Raw genomic sequence first — 20,523 nt, 5'->3', positions numbered from 1 at the left:
AAAGACTGTCTCCTAATACTGGAGACAGTCTTCTATTTATCGGTAATTCGATATTTTTAACGATGCAAAGCATATGTGTCATATTTAGCAATCTTTTGAAGTTGTATATATTCTTCTTTCGTTAAAGGTAACTGTTGGCTAGCTCGTATATTTTCCTGTAATTGTTGAAGCGAGCTTGCACCAGGTATAACAGCTGCAACAGTCTTATTATGTAAGCAATATTGAATAGCTGTTCCTGTTAAAGAGCGTTCTCCAATCGTTTCTTTTACACTCGCTAGAGTTGTATGTAATTCATCGTAAGAATAAGAGTGATAATCCTTTTCCTTTACTCTTTCTATTTTTCTTGCATTGTTGTCAGTTAAAATTCCTTTTGCAAGTGGCCCGCGGGCAATGACGCTAATTTGGTGTTCATTCAGAAGGGGGAACCATTCTTCTGGACGACGATTTAAAAGGCTATATTCCATTAGTACACTAACGATGTTTGAGCGTTTTGCATACTCACGAACGACATTTGGGCGTATAGAAGAAATACCGTAATGGCGAATAATACCTTCCTTTTTCAATTCTTCAAAAGCTTCAATTGTTTCATCTATTGGATCTTCAATCGTTCCGCCATGAAGTTGGTAAAGGTCAATATAATCAGTTTGAAGTCTACGTAAACTTTCCTTTACTTCAGTCTTTATGTAAGCTTTAGAAGGATCCCAAGACCAGCCATTTTTTTCTTCTGTCCAACGATTTCCAACCTTCGTTGTAAGTACAATTTGGTCTCTTCTTCCCTTCAAGGCTTTTCCAACAAATTCTTCATTTAATCCGTAATCATATAAATCTGCTGTATCAAAAAAATTAATTCCTAAATCGATCGCTTCATCGATAATATGCATAGCTTCTGTTTCAGATGTACCGAGAGACATACAGCCAAGGCCCATTTCTGTAACAAACAAATCTGAGTTTCCTAATTGACGTTTTTTCATAGGTCAACCTCCTTACCTTTATTGTACGAGAGGGAAAAGAGGTTGACAAACGTTTACTTTTCGCTGCGCATTAACTGCCCGTAAAAGCATGATTAATGTTTCACTTTATTTGCTGTAATCCACTCTTGTACAGTTGTATACTCTTTGCTATATTGCTTTAGCTTATGGCGAATTTGCCATGCTTTTCCGACTAAAGTGACGCGATTTGGTAAAATATAAACTTTCATTTCTATCACGCTCCTTTCAATGTGGTAAAATGTATGAGGAAAGAATAGGAAATAGAACAGGGAGATGAAGTAGTGTGAGTAATCTTGCAGAGAGAACAGTAAAAACTGAGCCGATTTTTGATGGTAGAGTTATAAAAGTTCGTGTTGATGATGTAGTATTACCAAATGGAGCAATGAGTAAACGTGAAATTGTAAATCACCCTGGTGCAGTTGCTATTATTGCTATTACTGATGAGGGGAAAATTGTGCTTGTTGAGCAGTATCGTAAAGCACTTGAAAAGGCGATTATAGAAATTCCGGCTGGCAAGTTAGAACCTGGTGAAAAACCTGAGGTAACAGCAGTTCGTGAATTAGAAGAGGAAACAGGATATGTATGTGAAAATATGGAGCTCATTACTTCTTTCTATACATCTCCAGGATTCGCAGATGAAATTTTATATGTATATAAAGCGACAGGTTTGACAAAAAAAGAAAATAAAGCTGAGTTAGATGAAGATGAGTTTGTGGAATTAATGGAAGTATCGTTAGAAGAAGCGATTACTCTTATGAAAGATCTTCGTATTCATGATGCGAAGACGATGTTTGCAGTACAATATTTACAACTACAAAAATAAACACTCGCCAAAGGCGAGTGTTTTTTAATTGATTTTTGCATATACACGTGCATCACGTAAGCTACCATCTGGTGCTAGGAAATCATTTTCCATTGTACCTTCTAGAATGAATTCTAGACGTTCTGCTAAGCTACATGCATTTATATTTGTTGCATCAGTACGAATTTCAATTCTTCTAGCGCCTAGTTTATCAAAGGCGAACTGAATTGCACCTTTAACAGCTTCGGTCATATAGCCTTGTTTTGTATAGGCACTATGTAGCCAGAAGTGAAGTGAAAACTTTGGAATATCCCAGTTTTCAGGCTTTAGTGTAATTGCTCCGATGAATGTACCAGATACTTTATCGTATAAGTGAAAATCAAGTGTTTCACGAAGTAAAAACTGTCCGTGAGCTTCGCGAACAATTTCTTCAGCACTCTCTTCTGTTTCAGCGTTAATTGGTATCCACGGTACTAAGTCTTCTAGAGAAGCTTGGATTGCTTCATATACTTCTGCACCATCACCTGGAAATGGTTTACGAACTTGCAAGCGTTCAGTTTGAAATAATGTTGGAAAATCTAATAATAATGGTTTCAAGAGAAATCCCTCCTATTCTCTACTTTTTAGTTTAGCAAAGTAGAGCGGAATTTCAATGTTAATTCGTCATACTTTTTTCTTTCTTTCATACATTTTTAATAAGAGTGTGAACGGAGGGAAGAAAAATGTGGCGAAAAAATTGGCAAGACCGTGTAATGTCTCACATACAGGAAAACTCTTCATTATATATATTTAACGCCGTTTTATTATTGATGGGAGTAATATTCGGAGCCATTCTGGTGAATAGTTTACAAATCAATCAAAAACAAGATTTATCATTTTATTTACAACGTTTTTTTGGACAAGTCTCTAAAGGAGAATTTGCTATTGCGGGCGAAATGTTTCGAGAAAGTTACTTTTCGCAATTAAAATACATCGGGTTTATTTGGATTTTAGGGATTTCAATTATTGGATTACCACTTATTTTTATTTTATTATTTGTAAAAGGAGTTGTCGTTGGATTTACAGTTGGTTTTTTAGTAAGTCAGCATGGATGGAATGGACTATTATTAGCATTTGTATCTGTTTTGCCACAAAATTTAATTATCATTCCAGTCTTTCTCGTTATGACAACTATTGCTGCAAGTTTTTCTTTACGGATGATTAGGCATCAATTTATTAGAAAAATAACCGAGCCACTATTACCATTATTAATCCGTTATACATGCTTCTTTCTTGTAATTGGAGTAGTGTTAGCACTTGCTTCTAGTGTGGAGGCTTACGCATCACCAGTTTTAATGAAAGAAGTCGTTGAGGCTATTAATAAAAAATAAATACTTTTTGAGAATAATTATCAATTTGTTTTTATTGTTTTTTCTTTTGACAGAAGCCCTTCTTCTGATATAATGGTGTAAGAGTGGCGAGGAGGGAGTAGTACCGAATGGAAGAAAGAATTGAACGAATTAAGAAGCAATTACATGCAGCGAGCTACAAATTAACACCGCAACGTGAAGCAACAGTTCGTGTGCTGCTAGAAAATGAAGAAGATCATTTAAGCGCAGAAGATGTTTACCTCCTTGTAAAAGAAAAGTCGCCAGAGATCGGATTAGCAACCGTCTATCGAACTTTAGAACTATTATCTGAGTTAAAAGTTGTCGATAAGATTAACTTCGGAGACGGTGTTTCACGCTATGACTTACGCCAAGAAGGTGCGCAGCGTTTCCACCATCATTTGATTTGTACACAATGTGGTGCTGTACAAGAAATACAAGAAGATTTACTTGGTGAAGTGGAAAGGAAAGTAGAACGAGACTGGAGCTTTAAGGTGAAAGATCATCGTTTAACATTCCATGGGATTTGTAAAAATTGTCAAGAAAATGAAACGGATGAAAAATAACCTTTTCCTATTTATCTAGGAAGAGGTTTTTTATTTGAATAAGGTATAAATTGGTGAAAGCTTGGCATATGTTGTAATAACTTATATTTTGGAGGAATTTACAATGCGCCGAGCTTTAAAATTAACTTTTGATGGAATAAAAGTATTTTTATTATTTACAAGTTGTACGATTTTGTTTTATTTCGCTATACTATGGATAAATGAAGAATATGAAAGCTATCATCGTTATGAAAAACCTAAAGAAGAGACTGTAGAAAAAGTATCAGGGAATGAAGAACCGGCAAAGGATGCTTTCGTAAATAGAATGATGTTTTTCTATGAAAATGGGGAGTAGTGTAGAGTGGAAGATCAATTAAAAGATTTTATTCATTATATGGTTGTCGAAAAAGGATTAGCAAAGAATACAGTAGTATCTTATGAACGGGATTTAAAAAGCTACGTAAAGTATTTGCAAAATGTGGAACAGACGAAAACTTTTCATGAAGTGACCCGTTTACACATTGTTAACTTTTTGCAGTATTTAAAAGAGAACGGAAAATCTTCGAAAACATTGGCGCGTCATATCGCATCAATTCGTTCGTTCCACCAATTTTTACTTCGTGAACGAGCGGTAGAACACGACCCATCCGTACATATTGAAACGCCACAAGGGGAACGGAAATTACCAAAAGTATTATCAGTTGATGAAGTAGAGGCGTTACTTCAAACACCAAAAATGACAAGTGCTTTTGGGATTCGTGATAAGGCGATGCTAGAGTTACTGTATGCGACAGGACTTCGTGTTTCAGAATTGATTGCACTCAATTTAGAAGATGTACATTTAACAATGGGATTTGTTCGTTGCATAGGGAAAGGGAATAAAGAAAGAATTATTCCACTAGGAAGTTTAGCAACGGAAGCGATTCAAAAGTATATTGAAAAAGGAAGAAGAGAATTAATAGGGAAAAAAGTAGTAGATGCACTCTTTTTAAACCATCATGGTAATCGATTATCAAGACAAGGATTTTGGAAAATATTAAAACGATTAGCGAAAGAAGCAAATATTGAAAAAGAGCTTACACCTCATACGTTGCGTCATTCGTTTGCTACGCACTTATTAGAAAATGGAGCAGATTTACGTGCTGTACAAGAAATGCTTGGACATGCAGATATTTCAACGACGCAAATCTATACGCACGTTTCAAAAACTAGATTAAAAGATGTATATAAACAGTTTCATCCGAGAGCATAGTTACTATGCTCTTTTTTTCATAGATTAAGAGGGGAAGAGCGTTTCACAGAAACTTCACAAACATTTCGTATATTGTTTTCAGCAGAAGACTGGAATATTACAATGTATTTCCTCTATACTAAATAAAGTATAAAGGAGGAAATGATGATGAAAAAACTGATTATAACTTTATTTATCGCGATGCTAGCGTTGGCTGGCTGTAATACAAACAAAGAAGAACCGAAAAAAGAACAGAAACTTGAAGCTGTAAAAGTAGCAGTACAAACAAATCCGAAAGAAATTAAACCAGGTGAAAAAACAGAAGTACAAGCACTTGTTACACAAGGGAAAGAAAAAGTAACGGATGCCGATGATGTAAAGTTTGAAATTTGGAAAGATGGCGACGAAAAACACGAGATGTTAGATGGTAAGCATAAAGGAAAAGGTGTTTATGCAGTAGAGAAAACATTCGAAACGGATGGAGTATACCATATTATCGCTCACACAAATGCACGTGAAATGCACGTTATGCCAGAAGTAAAAGTTGCTGTAGGAAATGCGAAAGTAAAAGATGCAAAAAAAGAAAATAGTGATCACAGTGCAGGACATGGAGATCATAAAAGTGACACAATGATCCATCTTATGGCTGGAGACATAAAGGCAAATGCTGAATCTACAATGAAAGTTCATTTAAAACAAAAAGAAGAAGCCCTAACTGGTGCTGAAGTACAACTAGAGATTTGGAAAGATGGTGTTGAAAAACACGAATTTATTCCAGCGAAAGAAGGGAATAAAGGAGAGTATGAAACAAAACATACTTTCAAAGAGAACGGTGCTTACAAAGTGAAAGTACATGTAAGAAAAGGCGAATTGCATGAACATAAAGAAGAAACAATAGAAGTAAAATAAAAAGTAGCTCTTTAGAGCTACTTTTTATTTTTAATATGAAGAAATAAATCATAAAAAAATTAGCACTTCGTTGCAGAATGGATTACAATAGAAGTGTGAAGAAAATGAGAAATTCTACGAAAATGTATTAAAAAGAAAGCGTAAACATGTTATGATATCAGTATCAGATGTCTGACATCTGACTTAGAAAAAACTAGAAATGTTTTTGAATCGTTTCAAGTAAACGAAATAGGTTAGAAAATGATTTAAAGAAGTACTGTTTGACAATGAGAATTCTTTTGGATAACAGTTTCACTTTATAGCGTTTTGAACATACTACAAGAAGTAGAACTGAACTTATAGGAGGTCGCAGTTATGAATAAATATAAACGTATATTCCTAGTCGTAATGGACTCTGTGGGAATCGGTGAAGCACCAGATGCTGAGCAATTTGGTGATTTAGGATCTGACACAATTGGTCACATTGCTGAACATATGAATGGGTTACAAATGCCTAACATGGTGAAATTAGGTCTTGGTAACATTCGAGAAATGAAAGGTATCTCTAAAGTAGAGAAACCACTTGGATATTACACAAAAATGCAAGAGAAATCTACTGGTAAAGATACAATGACAGGTCACTGGGAAATCATGGGCCTTTACATTGATACACCATTCCAAGTGTTCCCGGAAGGATTCCCGAAAGAATTACTTGATGAATTAGAAGAAAAAACAGGCCGTAAAATTATCGGTAATAAGCCAGCTTCAGGAACTGAGATTCTTGATGAACTTGGTCAAGAGCAAATGGAAACAGGCTCTTTAATCGTTTATACTTCTGCTGATAGCGTATTACAAATTGCAGCACACGAAGAAGTAGTGCCACTTGATGAGTTATATAAAATCTGTAAAATTGCACGTGAATTAACATTAGATGAGAAATACATGGTAGGTCGTGTTATTGCTCGTCCATTCGTTGGTGAACCTGGAAACTTTACACGTACACCAAACCGTCATGACTATGCACTAAAACCATTCGGCCGTACAGTAATGAATGAATTAAAAGATAGTGACTACGATGTAATTGCTATTGGTAAAATCTCTGATATTTATGATGGCGAAGGGGTAACGGAATCACTTCGTACGAAGTCTAACATGGATGGAATGGATAAGCTTGTAGATACATTAAATATGGACTTTACAGGTCTTAGCTTCTTAAACTTAGTTGACTTTGATGCATTATTCGGCCACCGCCGTGATCCACAAGGATACGGAGAAGCTCTGCAAGAATATGATGCACGTCTTCCAGAAGTATTCGCAAAACTAAAAGAAGATGATTTATTACTAATTACAGCAGACCACGGTAATGATCCAATTCATCCTGGTACTGACCATACACGTGAATATGTACCATTATTAGCATATAGCCCAAGCATGAAAGAAGGCGGACAAGAGTTACCACTTCGTCAAACATTTGCTGATATTGGTGCAACAGTAGCAGAAAACTTCGGTGTGAAAATGCCAGAATACGGAACAAGCTTCTTAAACGAGCTAAAGAAATAGGGGGATAAACAAATGAATCGTGAACTTATTACAAAATCAGCTTCATACTTAAAAGAGAAATTTCAAGAGACACCACAAGTAGGACTAATCCTTGGATCAGGACTAGGTGTATTAGCAGACGAAATTGAGAACGCAGTAACAGTACCTTACAGTGAAATCCCTGAGTTCCCAGTATCAACTGTAGAAGGCCATGCAGGTCAACTAGTATTCGGTACACTTCAAGGTGTAACAGTAGTAGCAATGCAAGGACGTTTCCACTTCTATGAAGGATACGACATGCAAAAAGTAACATTCCCAGTTCGTGTTATGAAAGAACTAGGTGTAGAAACAGTTGTTGTAACAAACGCAGCTGGTGGTGTAAATATATCATTTGAGCCAGGCGATCTTATGTTAATCTCAGACCACATTAACTTCATGGGTACGAATCCATTAATCGGACCAAATGATTCTGAAATGGGCGTACGTTTCCCTGATATGTCTACGTCATATACGGTAGAACTTCGCGAAATGGCGAAACAAGTTGCAGCAGACTTAAATATTAAAGTACAAGAAGGTGTATACGTAGGAATGACAGGTCCTGTATATGAAACACCTGCTGAAATTCGTATGCTTCGTACACTTGGCGGAGATGCAGTTGGTATGTCAACAGTACCTGAAGTAATTGTAGCGCGTCATGCTGGTATGAAAGTATTAGGTATTTCTTGTATTTCAAATATGGCAGCTGGTATTTTAGATCAGCCACTTCACCACGATGAAGTAATTGAAACGACAGAACGTGTTAAAGCGAACTTCTTAGCATTAGTAAAAGCAATCGTAAAACAAATGAAGGGGTGACCTCACAATGAGAATGGTGGACCTAATTGCAAAAAAACGTGACGGACATGCATTAACGACAGAAGAAATTAACTTTATTGTTGAAGGATATACAAATGGTGATATTCCTGATTATCAAGTAAGTTCACTTGCAATGGCAATTTTCTTCCAAGATATGAACGATCAAGAGCGTGCTGATTTAACGATGGCAATGGTAAATAGCGGTGATACAATCGACTTATCAGCTATTGAAGGTGTAAAAGTAGATAAGCATTCAACAGGTGGTGTTGGTGATACAACGACACTTGTATTAGGTCCATTAGTAGCTGCTTTAGATGTACCAGTAGCGAAAATGTCTGGACGCGGTTTAGGACATACTGGTGGTACAATTGATAAATTAGAAGCAGTCCCAGGATTCCATGTGGAAATTGAAAACGATGAATTCATGCGTCTTGTAAATGAAAACAAAATCGCAGTTATCGGCCAAAGTGGTAACTTAACACCTGCTGATAAAAAGTTATATGCACTTCGTGATGTAACAGCAACAGTAAACTCAATTCCGCTTATTGCAAGTTCGATTATGAGTAAAAAAATTGCTGCTGGTGCAGATGCAATTGTTCTTGATGTAAAAACTGGAGCAGGTGCATTTATGAAAACGGATGAAGATGCAAAACGTTTAGCAGAAGCAATGGTACGTATCGGTAATAACGTTGGTCGTAACACGATGGCAGTTATTTCGGATATGAGTCAACCACTTGGTGAAGCTATTGGTAACGCACTAGAAGTACAAGAAGCAATTGATACATTACAAGGTAAAGGGCCGAAAGATTTAGAAGAGTTATGTTTAACACTTGGAAGTCAAATGGTGTACCTTGCTGGACAAGCTTCATCTTTAGAAGATGCACGTGAAAAGCTAATTGAAGTAATGAACAACGGAAAAGCGCTAGAATCATTTAAAACGTTCTTATCAGCTCAAGGCGGCGACGCATCTGTTGTTGATGATCCTTCTAAATTGCCACAAGCACAATTTAAAATTGAAGTGGAAGCGAAAGAAGACGGATATGTATCAGAAATCGTTGCAGACGAAATCGGAACAGCAGCAATGCTTTTAGGAGCAGGACGTGCAACGAAAGAGTCTGAAATTGATTTAGCAGTTGGTCTAATGCTGCGCAAAAAAGTAGGCGATAGCGTGAAGCAAGGTGAATCCCTTGTTACAATTTACGCAAACCGCGAAAATGTTGAAGATGTAAAAGCGAAAATTTATGAGAACATGAAGATTTCTAAAGAACATGTAGATGCACCAACTTTAGTACACAGTATCGTAACGAAGTAATAAAAAAAGCTGAGGAGATTTCTCCTTGGCTTTTTTTACTATTTTTTGTTTATAATAATAATGGGTGAAATTATGATTAGAATTTGTGCAGTAACAAAAACAGATGAAGTATTATATGATGTTTCGCTAGAAGAAACAAAGAAAGACCATATTGTATGGTATTGGCTAGATTTATATAAGCCAACGAAAGAAGAGTATACATATATTCTGCAAGACCATTTTAAGTTCCATCCCCTTGCAATTGAAGACTGTATAGAATATGTACAGAGGCCAAAAGTTGATTTTTATGATGGATATAACTTTTTAGTTCTTCATGCATTTGGGGAAGATGGACTAGAACCGCACGAAATCGATTTATTTATTAGTGATCGTTATATTGTTTCTTTCCACTTTTCTCATAACAATGCAATCGAAAGAGTATGGAAAACACTTGGAGAAAAGAAGCGTATTAAAAATAGTCCTTTACACGTAGCTCATACAATTATCGACCAAATTGTAGATGACTATTTTGCGCCTGTATATTACATTGAGGATCATTTAAATGCAATTGATGATAATTTAACGGGGGAGACAGCAGGAAGTGTATTAGAAGAGGTATTTGATATACGTGCAGATTTATCAAAGCTAAGGCGTACAATTATTCCGATGCGTGATTTATTATATCGTATTTTAAATTCGACTCGTTTTTACGGTATAAGCGATCATGAAATTTACTTTAAAGATATACATGATCATTTGCTTAAACTAACAGAAATGATTGAGGCAAGCCGAGAGTTAACAGCAGATATTCGGGATAGTTATTTTTCATTAAACTCACATCATATGAATAACATTATGAAAACATTAACTGTATTCTCGACTATTTTCATGCCATTAACATTTATTGCGGGAGTATATGGAATGAACTTTACGCATATGCCAGAGCTTGGTGGACAATATAGTTATTTTATTTGTCTACTTATTATGGCACTAATTGGCGGCGGAATGATGGCCTGGTTTTATAAAAAAGGATGGTTTAAGTAAAAAAACACCGAGGATTTCCTCGGTGTTTTTTTAACCAATAGCATGTAATACAAACATAGCTAAGAATAAGCATGTAATGATATACATAGATGGTGCGACTTCTTTACGCTTTCCAAGAGCAACTTTTAAGATAGGGTAAGCAATAAATCCGAACGCAATGCCATCAGCGATACTATATGTGAGCGGGATCATAACGATAATTAAGAATGCTGGAAATCCTTCTGAAAAATCATTCAGAGGAATTTGTTGAATGCTTGTAATCATCAGACCGCCAATAATAATTAAGATGGGTGCAATGGCACTATCAGGAATTAATTTGACAAATGGAAGAGCAAACAGTGATGCAAAAAATAGCAACCCAGTAACGATAGACGTCAGACCTGTCTTACCACCTGCAGTAATACCTGCGGCACTTTCTACTGTTGAAACGGTAGGACTTGTGCCAAATAGACCACATGTCATTGCTGAAATTGCATTGGCTTGGTAAGCACGTGGGAATTTACGATCATCTTCTAATAAACCGTGCAGAAGTCCCATGTTCTCAAAAATAAGCACCATGCTTAAAGAGAATGTTGCAATCCAAAATGGTAAGGAAGAAAGTTTCCCAAATGACATAGCTCCAAACACATCACCGTAATTGGCGAATGAGAATGAACTACTTCCCACTTGACTCGTATCCACAAGACCAAATAGCCAGGCGATACCAGTTCCTATTGCAATCGTCCATAAAAAGTTTCCACGTACGTTACGAATAAATAATACAAGTGCAATGATAAGAGTAAGTAATGTCGCAAGAACGACAGGATTACTTAATTTCCCCATTGCCACAGCAGTATTTGGGTTCGAAACGACTAAACCACCTTTTTGCAATCCGATAAACGCTAAAAATAATCCGATGCCGACAGTAATCGCTTCCTTTAATGACTTTGGAATTGATACTGATAGCACGCGAGCGATTGGTGTAAAAGCGGCAATTGCAAAAATAATACCAGAGATAAAGACAGCAGCCAATGCTTCTTGCCAAGTTAGTCCAAGCGTATGCACAGCTGTGTACGTGAAGAATGCATTTACACCCATACCCGGGACAAGAATAGCAGGTGCATTTGCCCAAAATGCCATGAGTAGACATCCGACAAATGAACTAAAAACAGTTGCTAAAATTCCAGCTTCAAGAGGAATGCCAGCATCTGATAAGATTGACGCATTTACAATCATAATATATACGATTGTGAAAAATGACGTAACTCCAGCTAAAACTTCTTGTTTTGGTGATGTTTCGTGTAAACCTAATTTAAATGTTCTTTCAAGTATTCCTTTCATGTTAAACCTTCTTTTTCATATCCCTCTCCCACCCGTGATATCTCTTTTGTAAGAGCTCACCGTTCTTTATTATATCAGAACATCATGTTTTTACAACAAGTAAAATGATAACGTTTACTTGTAAAGAGAATTCGTTATAAATACGTAAAAATAGCCCGTATGGATGAAATGATTTCTAATTCACCCGATTGAATGGGCGGGGCTGCTTGCGCATGTAAAGTAGCATAAGACGTAACCTCCCGTGGTAATTGGGCAGATTCTTCAACGAATGAGAGGGGAACAGGATTAATATTTAAATTATATGTACTCGCAATAGCACGAGCTTTTTCTACTGCTTGGTGCAGAGCTTGAATGAGAGCTTGCTCATAATATTTATTTGGATGAGATACTCGGAAACGTAAACCTTTTGCTACATTTGCGCCATTTGAAACGGCTATATCATATACTTCCCCAGCTTTTTGTACATTTAAAACGGTAATTTCATACAAATGCTCCACACGGTATCCTTGTAGCAATGCTTTATCATTTACATATTCGTATTGAGGAGTAATCGTATAAGAAATCGTTTCTATATCTTTATCGGCAATACCAAGCTGTTTAAGTGCATCCAGCAATTGTTTGGATTGCACTGCATTTTCTTCTTGAGCCTGTTTTACATTTTTATCATCTGTTCGAATGCCAAGCGTTAATATAACAACATTCGGTTTTGCTTTGACAACGCCTTCGCCTTGTACAGTAATAGTAGCTTCTTTACCAGTATTAGCTGTGCGTACGTTGTGTAAATAAGGATTCATTCCACCCTGCATTTTCCATCACCATCCTTTTTATATGTATATGTGTGAACAAAAAAGAAATTTATATGAAAAAAGTTACATAAATGAGAATGTTGAGGAAAGAAAGCATGTACAACATAGGTATTTATAGATTATAATATGTGTAAATATGATAAAAAAGGGACGAGGCTATTGAACGAAAAAAGAGAAACACTGATTTTAGATTTATCTGCATCATTTCGAAAAATGATACGTTTATTACAAAATGATATTAATACACGTTTTGCAGAACATATGCCATATAATGAATTTTCTGTATTACGTGCGTTATTTTTAAAGAGTCCACAGATGGCTTCGCAAATTGCGAGTGAAGTAAACGTAACCTCCAGTCATATTACAGCTGTTACAGATCGTCTCGTACGAAAAGGATTAGTAGAAAGAAAACGTTCTAATTCAGATCGTCGAATCGTGTACTTAGAAATTACAGAGCACGGAAGAGAAGTAACTGAAAAACTTGAAGCTGTGCGTAAAGAATATTATAAAGAGAGATTTAAAGGTTGGAGCGACCAAGAAATAGAAATGGTCTTAGAACTATTTGGCCGCGTATTATAATAAATGAGGATAGGAAGCGAAAGCATTCCTATCCTTTTTCTTTTGAATAAAAATATTTTGAAACTCCGATACTTTAATTAAAAGATCGGAGGAAAGATTATGAAATATATTGCTGCACTTACCATTTTATTTGGTGGTTTTTTCTATTTTCAAACATTTACGTACGCAGATACGCCTATCCAAGTGGTACGAAAAGAAGTGAAGTACATTGAAACCGATAATACAGTCTTATATTCGAAATTATGGGTTCGTTCTATGCAAAACGCAGTATTATTCCACCATAGCGATAATATTCGTAATCAGGACACATTACGTAATGTAACAAGTTCATCGCTTGTTAAAGCGAAACAACTACCTTTTCAGAAAGCGGCCCTCTATATACCGAGATTATCGCAATACGTATCAAAAGCAGGAAAAGAAAACATTCAAGTATACTACATTGCGATTCACTATAATGTGAAAAAAGAAAATGCATATCAACTAGATGGCATGAACTATTTTCTACAAGTATTTGTGAAAGAGCGTGGGGAATGGAAAATTGCTGAAAGTGTAGTTGCACCGACAGAGCAAATTGTGCAAAATGGTGATGGATTTGGGATGAAAGAAGAGATGGTGTACGGAGATAGGAGAGAGAATGTGAAATAACCTCCTTTAAAAGGAGGTTATTTCACACGCCAAGAAAATCTGAATTTTAATAAGCGAGATAATAGTAGGTAGACTATCGTACTGGTCCCTATAAAACCAATATAATAATTTACGATAGAATGACTTCCTCCCGCTGCCATTCCTCCAAACATTCCAATAAAGATTACACAACATATCATACATAGTGTTTTGAGTTTTGGATATAATAGGAAGTTTCCGTTTTGTTCATTAGGTGATCTTGTATATAAGTACATTCCTAAAGGTAATAAAATAAGTATATTTGCGATTGGACCGATAAGTTTTGTTGCTGAAGGAATGTACGTAAAATTAGGTTCATTATGACGTACGCCTTGTTGATCAGTATAAGCACGTTGAGGATCGTAATTAAAATTAATATTGAATCCGCGAACAGGCGCTAAAATACTCACTTTTTCTATTACTGAACCGTAACGATCTACATGCTCCTCCGTATAGACGGGATGATTGGAAATAAGTCCAACCGTATGAATAGAAATAGCTCCGGCAATTAGAGTTGGCAAAATAAAAGGGAATCCAAGTATAGCAACACTGAAGAATCCTTGTGAAATCATATTACCAGCAATTGTTCCTATGCATAATGCAAGTGTATATATAGCAATTAAGATGATAAACATGTATAAGAAATAGGTATGAAATGGTGAAAATATTTGATACTTATTATGAAAAGTTGTCTTTTTCATAATAGCAAAAAGTCCCCAATTCAATATAACGATAGCTACAATATTACACACACCAAAAAGCCATTTTGTCATGAAGAGATGTTTCCGTTTAAATGGCATAGACCATAAAATGTCACTTGATTGATTTTGACGCTCCCATCCAATAAGAATGCAGGCTAATATAATAAGGAGTCCTCCTTGAACCATAATAGCATCGGGAAGTGAAAGTTGATAATTGTACCGGTATATATATTTCCATTCATTATGTTCATGAAAATATTTTAATTGCTCGGCAGCTGCTAAATAGTATTTATATGATAGTACATAAAAACTTACTAACCAAAATAGCCAAACAATATATTTACTTTGTTTGTAGGTATGCACCCATAATGCTTTTTGAAACATAGGATCTCTCCTTTAAAAAACTTTATAGTTTGTAAGACGTGATAATATAAAATAAGTGACGATTCCAAATAAAAAGAATCCAACATAGTAACTAAATAATAAATCAAAACGTTTTAACATTTGCCCACCTATTAATGCAAAATAAAAGGTAGTACCCCACATCCAGAGTGAGTTGTATTTTTGAAAAAGGAAAATTTTCTTATTATGTTCATTAGGTGATCGTGCATAAAGAAACATACCAATTAGTAAGCTGGAAATAGTATAGAAGATAGGAACAAGTATTACTTTTGCAGAGTAGTAACTATGAAAAGTGGGTCCCCTTTGTATTACTTTTCCATGATCTTCATCTGATTGGACAGTAGGGTGGTAATTATAACTAATTGAAAAGTCTAATATAGCGCTTGAAATGTTGGTCTTTTTATTGAATTTATAAATGTTTTCGAAATTCGTATAACTTTTATTCCCCTGTATTGCCTCAGCGTGAGCTGTAAAGAAAAGGAGTAAGAGTGAAAAGATTCCCATTCCCATTATGCAAAAAGTAATGCTGAAGATGCTTTGTGAAATAATACTGCCAGTAAATGTACCTATACATAAAGAGACAGTATAGATAGCGATATATGTGAAAATTGCATACAGGAAATATCGATGAAATGGTTCGAAAGATTGATATTCAAAGTGAATCGTAGATTTATAAATAAAATACATAAGACCCCAATTGATTAGAAATGATAGTACAATGAAAAATCCACCGAAAACCCATTTCGATAAGAACATATCACGTCTTTTAAATGGAAATGTCATAAGTGAATCTCCATTTTGATTACTTCGCTCCCAGCCAATTAATATACAGGATAGGATAATTGTAATAATACCTAACCCAAAGCTATTAGAAGAATAAAAAGAATAATGATAGTAAAACTTTTCTTCACCTATTTTTTCTGGATGGAGAAAGAGAGACTGTTGAGTTTCTGCTGCTTGATAGTATTCGAAAGATAAAAAATAAAGTGAACTAAAGAAAAAAAGCAACGCAGCATATTTCCCGCGCTTCCAATTCCACATCCACAATGCTTTATGAAACATACCCATCCTCCTCCAGTGTTGTAACGAAGACATCTTCAAGTGACATTGTTAATTCTTCAATGAGCAGTGGCTGTTCTTTATGAAACTTTTCTAATGTAGCTGCCACATTTCCTTCAATTAAGATTGTATATACTTTTCCTGTTTGATTTAATATTTTAATATTGCTTAAGTTTTCTAGCTTTTGAGGTAATGAACGTTCGTAAGCTACTTGTATTTTTGCAAATCGTGATTTTGCATCGTCTAGTGATGTAATAGACGAGATAGTATGGCCTTTTAATATAATAATTGTATCTGCAATTTGTTCTACTTCATCTAAATGATGAGTGGAGATGAAAATGGTAATCTCTTTTTCTGCAACTTCTCCAACGAGAAACTGTAAAATTTTCCTTTTCACGATAGGATCAAGTCCATTTGTCGGTTCATCTAAAATGACATATTCTGCCTTTGTAGAAACGGCTAAAATGATGGCGAGCAGTGCTTTCATGCCTTTTGAATAGCTACGAATTCGTTTGTTTGGTAAGTTAAAACGTTCTAACAGTTCATAGAAATGTGTTTCATCAAATGCGGTATAAACTTCTTTATAAAACTTTACGATTTCTTTTATCGTATAGCCGTTCAGTATATTAGTAGAATCAGGAACATATACGATTTTTTGTTTCGTTTCAGGATTTTTATGGATGTCGATATCCTCATATGTAACAGTTCCCTCGTCTGGGTCCAAAATGCCGACCATCGTTCGCAATAAAGTTGTTTTCCCCGCACCGTTTCTTCCGAGTAATCCGATGATACTCCCTCTTTGCAATGTGAAAGAAACATCGTCTAAAATTGTTTGATTATCAATTGTTTTCTTCAAGTTTGTCACTTTCAACATCTGTATTCCCTCCAATCTCTTTATAGTATGAATCTATCCAATCATGAATTTTATCTTTCGTAATACCAAGATAAGAGGCTTCTAATAGTAATTGATGAAATTGCTTTTCAACCATAGCGATTTTCCTTTCGTCTAATGTTGGGGTAATCGATTGGGATACAAATGTTCCTTTTCCTCGTAACGTTTCAATAATTCCTTGTCGCTCTAACTCTTGATACGCTTTACTCACTGTATTTGGATTTATAACGAGTAAAGAAGCGAGTTCGCGTACAGAAGGAAGTTTATCACTTGGAGCCAATATGTTTTTCAATACGAGTTCTTTTATATTTTGAACAATTTGTTCCCATATCGGAGTGTTGCTTCTTGGATCAAGTTGAATATGCAAGAGCAATGTCTCCTTCCTCATATGTATTAAGTGTACTACTTCGTGTAATACACTTAATACAATATAGGGGATGAATGTGTTTGTCAACTGAAAATGTTAGAAAAATTTGGTATTAAAAAAGGATAAATTGGAAAAAATAGGTCTGATATAGAATGGAGGGTTAGTCATGAAGCGAGTTTTTGGAATACTTGTTTGTTTCATGTTATTGCTTTCTGGAACTTCAGTGAGTTTCGCACAATCTGAGAAAACGAAGCAGGAGAAAACAGAAGAAACAACGCCGAAGTTAGTGGAACAAGCGTCGTCAGCAATCGTAATTGAGCAAGATACAGGTAAAGTTTTATTTGATAAAAACCCAAATGAAAAATTACCACCTGCTAGTATGACAAAGATTATGACAATGCTTTTAATTATGGAACAAGTTGAAAAAGGAAAACTAAAACTGACCGATAAAGTTAGAGCGAGCGAACATGCAGCTTCAATGGGTGGATCGCAAATCTTTTTAGAACCTGGGGAAGAGATGACTGTAAATGAGATGTTAAAGGGTATTGCAATTGCATCTGGAAATGACGCATCTGTTGCAGTAGCCGAGCATATCGCAGGTTCAGAAGAAGGATTTGTAAATATGATGAACAAAAAGGCGAAAGATCTAGGGCTGAAAAATACACATTTTCAAAACCCAACAGGTCTTCCGGCCAAAGACCATTATTCGACAGCAAATGATATGGCTATAATGGCGAGAGAATTGATGAAGTATCCACTTATTCGTAAATACACAGGTAAGTACGAAGATTATTTACGTGAAGATACGGATAAAAAGTTTTGGCTCGTTAATACGAATAAGCTAGTACGTTTTTATCCTGGCGTAGATGGAGTGAAAACAGGTTTTACGACAGAAGCGAAATATTGTTTAACAGCATCGGCTGAAAAAAATGGCATGCGTATCATTTCAGTTGTCATGGGAGCACCAACATCAAAAGAACGGAACAACCAAGTGACGAAGCTTCTTGACTATGCATTTGGACAATATATGACAAAGAAATTGTATACGCGCGGCGAAAAAATTAAGACAGTTCAAGTAGGGAAAGGGAAAAAAGAAAAAGTAGATTTAGTTGCATCAGATAATGTTTCTCTTCTTATGAAGAAGGGCGAGAATATGGACAAGGTAAAACAAGAAGTAATTGCTGAAAAGAAAGTAAAAGCACCGATTAAAAAGGGTGACGCGCTTGGTACACTTGTTATTAAAAAAGATAAGGATGTTTTATTAAAACAAACAATTGTAGCAAAAGAAGATGTTGCTGCAGCGAGCTGGTGGGAGTTATTTAAAAGAAGCTTTGGGATGTTTTCAACATCAAAATAGCGGCAAATATTTTGCCGCTTTTCTATTCGTATGTAAGTGAATAATGCTGAAAGGTTTCACTTTATGACGAAATAGTTCTTCTTTTGTCAGCAGGAAGGATTCTTATTTTGTATCACGAAAATCTTTATGTATGTGAATAAGTAAAGTTTGAGCATAAGGAGGAAATCGTGTGAGTCTTTCCATGCAATTAGAAGTAAAACGTGACGTCCTATGTGTGAGACTAGAGGGTGAATTAGATCATCATACGGCTGAAGAGTTGCGAACGAAAGTAACAGATATGATTGAGACACATGGTGTTCATCATATTGTTTTGAGCCTAGAGAACTTATCTTTTATGGATAGTTCTGGTCTAGGTGTTATATTAGGCCGATATAAACACGTAAAGGGATTAGGTGGAGAAATGGTTGTTTGTGCAATTTCACCGCCTGTTAAGCGTTTATTTGAAATGTCGGGCTTATTCAAAATTGTTCGCTTAGAAGAAAGTGAAGCGCACGCGCTCGCGACGTTGGGGGTGGCATAGATGAGAAATGAAATGAACCTTCAATTTTCAGCATTAAGTCAAAATGAATCGTTCGCTCGCGTTACTGTGGCGGCTTTCATTGCACAACTAGATCCAACGATGGAAGAATTAACGGAGATTAAAACAGTTGTGTCAGAAGCGGTTACAAATGCAATTATTCATGGATACGAAGGAAATGCAGAAGGTATTGTTTATATTTCTGTAATTTTGGAAGAAGCAATGGTGAAACTCACGATTCGAGATGAAGGGATTGGAATCTTTAACTTAGATGAAGCGAGACAACCCCTTTTTACAACTAAACCTGAATTAGAGCGTTCCGGAATGGGATTTACTATCATGGAAAATTTTATGGATGAAGTAGAAGTTATTTCAAACGAATCTTTCGGGACAACAATCCATTTGACAAAATACTTATCAAATAGTAACGCTCTATGCAATTAAGGAGAATAGCCTATGGACATAGAGGTCAAAAATGAGAAGAAGAAACCTCAGTTAAAGGACCACGAGCTAAAAGCGTTAATTCAAAAAAGTCAAGATGGAGATCAACAAGCGAGAGATACAATCGTTCAAAGTAATATGCGCCTCGTTTGGTCGGTTGTACAGCGGTTTCTTAATCGAGGATACGAACCAGACGACCTATTTCAAATTGGATGTATTGGACTCTTGAAATCGGTAGATAAATTTGATTTATCTTTCGACGTGAAATTTTCAACATATGCAGTTCCAATGATTATTGGCGAAATACAACGTTTCTTACGTGATGATGGATCAGTGAAAGTTAGTAGGTCTTTAAAAGAAACAGGAAACAAAATTCGAAAGATGAGAGATGAGCTTTCGAAAGAATTCGGAAGGGCTCCAACGATTAATGAAGTGGCAGAGGCACTAGAACTAACGCCAGAGGAAGTTGTTCTAGCACAAGAAGCGAGCCGGGCCCCTTCATCTATACATGAAACTGTATATGAAAACGATGGAGATCCAATCACTATTTTAGATCAAATTGCAGATCAATCTGAAACGAAATGGTTCGATAAAATTGCTTTAAAAGAAGCGATTAGAGAACTAGATGAACGAGAGCGCTTAATTGTATACTTGCGTTACTATAAAGATCAAACACAGTCAGAAGTAGCAGAGCGCATAGGCATTTCGCAAGTACAAGTTTCAAGACTTGAAAAGAAAATATTAAAACAGATGAAAGATCGAATAGACGAATAATTGTCTATTCGATTTTTTTATGCCGTTAATAGGAGAGAGATGTTAATTTTCGCAAAAATTAACAGAATTTATTGATAATTTAGTTAATTTGAAA

Annotated in this window: 25 protein-coding genes; 16 read left to right on the top strand and 9 right to left on the bottom strand. The window is 35.7% G+C overall.

The window, feature by feature from the left end:
* Positions 1-56: 56 nt before the first annotated feature.
* Together EBQ15_RS01040 and mciZ are read right to left on the bottom strand one after the other, a co-directional pair.
* Positions 57-971: an aldo/keto reductase gene (locus EBQ15_RS01040; protein WP_000747212.1), complete on the bottom strand. Its 915-nt coding sequence runs from the start codon at positions 969-971 to the stop codon at positions 57-59.
* 92 nt (positions 972-1,063) lie between these two features.
* Positions 1,064-1,198, bottom strand: a complete 135-nt coding sequence (gene mciZ, locus EBQ15_RS01035) for a Z-ring formation inhibitor MciZ (RefSeq protein WP_000870302.1) — start codon at positions 1,196-1,198, stop codon at positions 1,064-1,066.
* A 74-nt stretch (positions 1,199-1,272) separates the two neighbouring features.
* Here mciZ and EBQ15_RS01030 point away from each other — a divergent pair, with 74 nt between their 5' ends.
* Positions 1,273-1,812, top strand: a complete 540-nt coding sequence (locus tag EBQ15_RS01030) for an NUDIX hydrolase (protein ID WP_000067041.1) — start codon at positions 1,273-1,275, stop codon at positions 1,810-1,812.
* Between the two features lie 24 nt (positions 1,813-1,836).
* Here the strand turns inward: EBQ15_RS01030 and EBQ15_RS01025 are convergent, their stop codons facing one another.
* Complete coding sequence (locus tag EBQ15_RS01025) at positions 1,837-2,388, bottom strand: GNAT family N-acetyltransferase (RefSeq protein ID WP_000803479.1); 552 nt, start codon at positions 2,386-2,388, stop codon at positions 1,837-1,839.
* Between the two features lie 155 nt (positions 2,389-2,543).
* Here EBQ15_RS01025 and spoIIM point away from each other — a divergent pair, with 155 nt between their 5' ends.
* The 9 genes from spoIIM to corA all read left to right on the top strand — a co-directional run bounded on the left by spoIIM (position 2,544) and on the right by corA (position 10,551).
* Positions 2,544-3,161, top strand: coding sequence for a stage II sporulation protein M (gene spoIIM / locus EBQ15_RS01020; protein ID WP_013142149.1), 618 nt, complete (start codon positions 2,544-2,546; stop codon positions 3,159-3,161).
* Positions 3,162-3,268: 107 nt separating this feature from the next.
* Positions 3,269-3,724 (top strand): ferric iron uptake transcriptional regulator, encoded by a 456-nt coding sequence (gene fur, locus EBQ15_RS01015; protein WP_000392657.1) that lies wholly within the window; start codon positions 3,269-3,271, stop codon positions 3,722-3,724.
* Positions 3,725-3,827: 103 nt separating this feature from the next.
* Entirely contained in the window at positions 3,828-4,058 is a 231-nt protein-coding gene (locus EBQ15_RS01010) for a YqzK family protein (RefSeq protein WP_001250432.1), read from the top strand.
* 6 nt (positions 4,059-4,064) lie between these two features.
* Positions 4,065-4,955 carry a site-specific tyrosine recombinase XerD gene (gene xerD / locus EBQ15_RS01005; RefSeq protein ID WP_000390087.1) on the top strand — a complete coding sequence of 297 codons (891 nt, stop codon included), beginning with the start codon at positions 4,065-4,067 and terminating at the stop codon, positions 4,953-4,955.
* A gap of 147 nt (positions 4,956-5,102) precedes the next feature.
* Positions 5,103-5,843 carry a FixH family protein gene (locus EBQ15_RS01000; protein ID WP_000733458.1) on the top strand — a complete coding sequence of 247 codons (741 nt, stop codon included), beginning with the start codon at positions 5,103-5,105 and terminating at the stop codon, positions 5,841-5,843.
* Between the two features lie 354 nt (positions 5,844-6,197).
* Positions 6,198-7,382 carry a phosphopentomutase gene (deoB, locus tag EBQ15_RS00995; RefSeq protein WP_001046079.1) on the top strand — a complete coding sequence of 395 codons (1,185 nt, stop codon included), beginning with the start codon at positions 6,198-6,200 and terminating at the stop codon, positions 7,380-7,382.
* A 12-nt stretch (positions 7,383-7,394) separates the two neighbouring features.
* A complete protein-coding gene (locus tag EBQ15_RS00990; protein WP_001078441.1) occupies positions 7,395-8,216 on the top strand; it encodes a purine-nucleoside phosphorylase in 822 nt (273 codons plus the stop codon).
* Positions 8,217-8,223: 7 nt separating this feature from the next.
* On the top strand, positions 8,224-9,528 hold the full coding sequence (locus tag EBQ15_RS00985; protein WP_001243071.1) for a pyrimidine-nucleoside phosphorylase: 1,305 nt from the start codon (positions 8,224-8,226) through the stop codon (positions 9,526-9,528).
* A 60-nt stretch (positions 9,529-9,588) separates the two neighbouring features.
* Entirely contained in the window at positions 9,589-10,551 is a 963-nt protein-coding gene (gene corA / locus EBQ15_RS00980) for a magnesium/cobalt transporter CorA (RefSeq protein ID WP_002000765.1), read from the top strand.
* A gap of 30 nt (positions 10,552-10,581) precedes the next feature.
* Here corA and EBQ15_RS00975 read toward each other — a convergent pair whose 3' ends face one another.
* On the bottom strand, positions 10,582-11,871 hold the full coding sequence (locus tag EBQ15_RS00975; protein ID WP_000676242.1) for an NCS2 family permease: 1,290 nt from the start codon (positions 11,869-11,871) through the stop codon (positions 10,582-10,584).
* 134 nt (positions 11,872-12,005) lie between these two features.
* Positions 12,006-12,677, bottom strand: a complete 672-nt coding sequence (locus EBQ15_RS00970) for an SIMPL domain-containing protein (RefSeq protein WP_001161448.1) — start codon at positions 12,675-12,677, stop codon at positions 12,006-12,008.
* A gap of 159 nt (positions 12,678-12,836) precedes the next feature.
* Here EBQ15_RS00970 and EBQ15_RS00965 point away from each other — a divergent pair, with 159 nt between their 5' ends.
* Both EBQ15_RS00965 and EBQ15_RS00960 read left to right on the top strand, forming a co-directional pair.
* Positions 12,837-13,256: a MarR family winged helix-turn-helix transcriptional regulator gene (locus EBQ15_RS00965; RefSeq protein WP_001003305.1), complete on the top strand. Its 420-nt coding sequence runs from the start codon at positions 12,837-12,839 to the stop codon at positions 13,254-13,256.
* A gap of 99 nt (positions 13,257-13,355) precedes the next feature.
* Positions 13,356-13,901: a hypothetical protein gene (locus EBQ15_RS00960; protein WP_000873783.1), complete on the top strand. Its 546-nt coding sequence runs from the start codon at positions 13,356-13,358 to the stop codon at positions 13,899-13,901.
* A gap of 17 nt (positions 13,902-13,918) precedes the next feature.
* Here EBQ15_RS00960 and EBQ15_RS00955 read toward each other — a convergent pair whose 3' ends face one another.
* From EBQ15_RS00955 to EBQ15_RS00940, 4 genes are read right to left on the bottom strand one after another with little or no spacing between them, the layout of a single operon-like run.
* Entirely contained in the window at positions 13,919-15,004 is a 1,086-nt protein-coding gene (locus EBQ15_RS00955) for an ABC-2 transporter permease (RefSeq protein WP_000486560.1), read from the bottom strand.
* 12 nt (positions 15,005-15,016) lie between these two features.
* The gene (locus tag EBQ15_RS00950) at positions 15,017-16,084 is read right to left on the bottom strand and encodes an ABC transporter permease (RefSeq protein WP_000468516.1); all 1,068 of its coding nucleotides are present in this window, start codon (positions 16,082-16,084) and stop codon (positions 15,017-15,019) included.
* Complete coding sequence (locus tag EBQ15_RS00945) at positions 16,074-16,955, bottom strand: ABC transporter ATP-binding protein (protein WP_000922107.1); 882 nt, start codon at positions 16,953-16,955, stop codon at positions 16,074-16,076. Before EBQ15_RS00945 ends, EBQ15_RS00950 begins: the two co-directional genes overlap by 11 nt.
* A complete protein-coding gene (locus tag EBQ15_RS00940; RefSeq protein ID WP_000548022.1) occupies positions 16,921-17,340 on the bottom strand; it encodes a GntR family transcriptional regulator in 420 nt (139 codons plus the stop codon). Before EBQ15_RS00940 ends, EBQ15_RS00945 begins: the two co-directional genes overlap by 35 nt.
* Positions 17,341-17,506: 166 nt before the next feature.
* On the opposite strand from EBQ15_RS00940, the gene dacF reads away from it, so the two are divergent.
* The 4 genes from dacF (at position 17,507) to sigF (ending at position 20,429) form a co-directional block, all read left to right on the top strand.
* On the top strand, positions 17,507-18,697 hold the full coding sequence (gene dacF / locus EBQ15_RS00930; RefSeq protein ID WP_000832004.1) for a serine-type D-Ala-D-Ala carboxypeptidase DacF: 1,191 nt from the start codon (positions 17,507-17,509) through the stop codon (positions 18,695-18,697).
* A gap of 169 nt (positions 18,698-18,866) precedes the next feature.
* Positions 18,867-19,217 carry an anti-sigma F factor antagonist gene (gene spoIIAA, locus EBQ15_RS00925; protein ID WP_000059135.1) on the top strand — a complete coding sequence of 117 codons (351 nt, stop codon included), beginning with the start codon at positions 18,867-18,869 and terminating at the stop codon, positions 19,215-19,217.
* Positions 19,218-19,658 carry an anti-sigma F factor gene (gene spoIIAB / locus EBQ15_RS00920; protein ID WP_001243398.1) on the top strand — a complete coding sequence of 147 codons (441 nt, stop codon included), beginning with the start codon at positions 19,218-19,220 and terminating at the stop codon, positions 19,656-19,658.
* Positions 19,659-19,670: 12 nt separating this feature from the next.
* Positions 19,671-20,429 carry an RNA polymerase sporulation sigma factor SigF gene (gene sigF / locus EBQ15_RS00915; protein WP_000350729.1) on the top strand — a complete coding sequence of 253 codons (759 nt, stop codon included), beginning with the start codon at positions 19,671-19,673 and terminating at the stop codon, positions 20,427-20,429.
* Positions 20,430-20,523 lie beyond the last annotated feature (94 nt).

This window comes from Bacillus sp. 2D03, from assembly GCF_003946765.1.
Classification (GTDB): Bacteria; Bacillota; Bacilli; order Bacillales; family Bacillaceae_G; genus Bacillus_A; species Bacillus_A cereus.
Note: the sequence above shows the minus strand (reverse complement) of the source record. Positions and strands in the feature narration are given on the sequence as shown.

Excerpts from the sequence above, each read along its gene's own strand:
- EBQ15_RS01040 (WP_000747212.1), bottom strand. The coding sequence starts at position 971 with ATGAAAAAACGTCAATTAGGAAACTCAGATTTGTTTGTTACAGAAATG.
- mciZ (WP_000870302.1), bottom strand. The coding sequence starts at position 1,198 with ATGAAAGTTTATATTTTACCAAATCGCGTCACTTTAGTCGGAAAAGCA.
- spoIIM (WP_013142149.1), top strand. The coding sequence starts at position 2,544 with ATGTCTCACATACAGGAAAACTCTTCATTATATATATTTAACGCCGTT.
- fur (WP_000392657.1), top strand. The coding sequence starts at position 3,269 with ATGGAAGAAAGAATTGAACGAATTAAGAAGCAATTACATGCAGCGAGC.
- EBQ15_RS01010 (WP_001250432.1), top strand. The coding sequence starts at position 3,828 with ATGCGCCGAGCTTTAAAATTAACTTTTGATGGAATAAAAGTATTTTTA.
- EBQ15_RS01000 (WP_000733458.1), top strand. The coding sequence starts at position 5,103 with ATGAAAAAACTGATTATAACTTTATTTATCGCGATGCTAGCGTTGGCT.
- deoB (WP_001046079.1), top strand. The coding sequence starts at position 6,198 with ATGAATAAATATAAACGTATATTCCTAGTCGTAATGGACTCTGTGGGA.
- EBQ15_RS00990 (WP_001078441.1), top strand. The coding sequence starts at position 7,395 with ATGAATCGTGAACTTATTACAAAATCAGCTTCATACTTAAAAGAGAAA.
- EBQ15_RS00985 (WP_001243071.1), top strand. The coding sequence starts at position 8,224 with ATGAGAATGGTGGACCTAATTGCAAAAAAACGTGACGGACATGCATTA.
- corA (WP_002000765.1), top strand. The coding sequence starts at position 9,589 with ATGGGTGAAATTATGATTAGAATTTGTGCAGTAACAAAAACAGATGAA.
- EBQ15_RS00975 (WP_000676242.1), bottom strand. The coding sequence starts at position 11,871 with ATGAAAGGAATACTTGAAAGAACATTTAAATTAGGTTTACACGAAACA.
- EBQ15_RS00970 (WP_001161448.1), bottom strand. The coding sequence starts at position 12,677 with ATGCAGGGTGGAATGAATCCTTATTTACACAACGTACGCACAGCTAAT.
- EBQ15_RS00960 (WP_000873783.1), top strand. The coding sequence starts at position 13,356 with ATGAAATATATTGCTGCACTTACCATTTTATTTGGTGGTTTTTTCTAT.
- EBQ15_RS00955 (WP_000486560.1), bottom strand. The coding sequence starts at position 15,004 with ATGTTTCAAAAAGCATTATGGGTGCATACCTACAAACAAAGTAAATAT.
- EBQ15_RS00950 (WP_000468516.1), bottom strand. The coding sequence starts at position 16,084 with ATGTTTCATAAAGCATTGTGGATGTGGAATTGGAAGCGCGGGAAATAT.
- EBQ15_RS00945 (WP_000922107.1), bottom strand. The coding sequence starts at position 16,955 with ATGTTGAAAGTGACAAACTTGAAGAAAACAATTGATAATCAAACAATT.
- dacF (WP_000832004.1), top strand. The coding sequence starts at position 17,507 with ATGAAGCGAGTTTTTGGAATACTTGTTTGTTTCATGTTATTGCTTTCT.
- spoIIAB (WP_001243398.1), top strand. The coding sequence starts at position 19,218 with ATGAGAAATGAAATGAACCTTCAATTTTCAGCATTAAGTCAAAATGAA.
- sigF (WP_000350729.1), top strand. The coding sequence starts at position 19,671 with ATGGACATAGAGGTCAAAAATGAGAAGAAGAAACCTCAGTTAAAGGAC.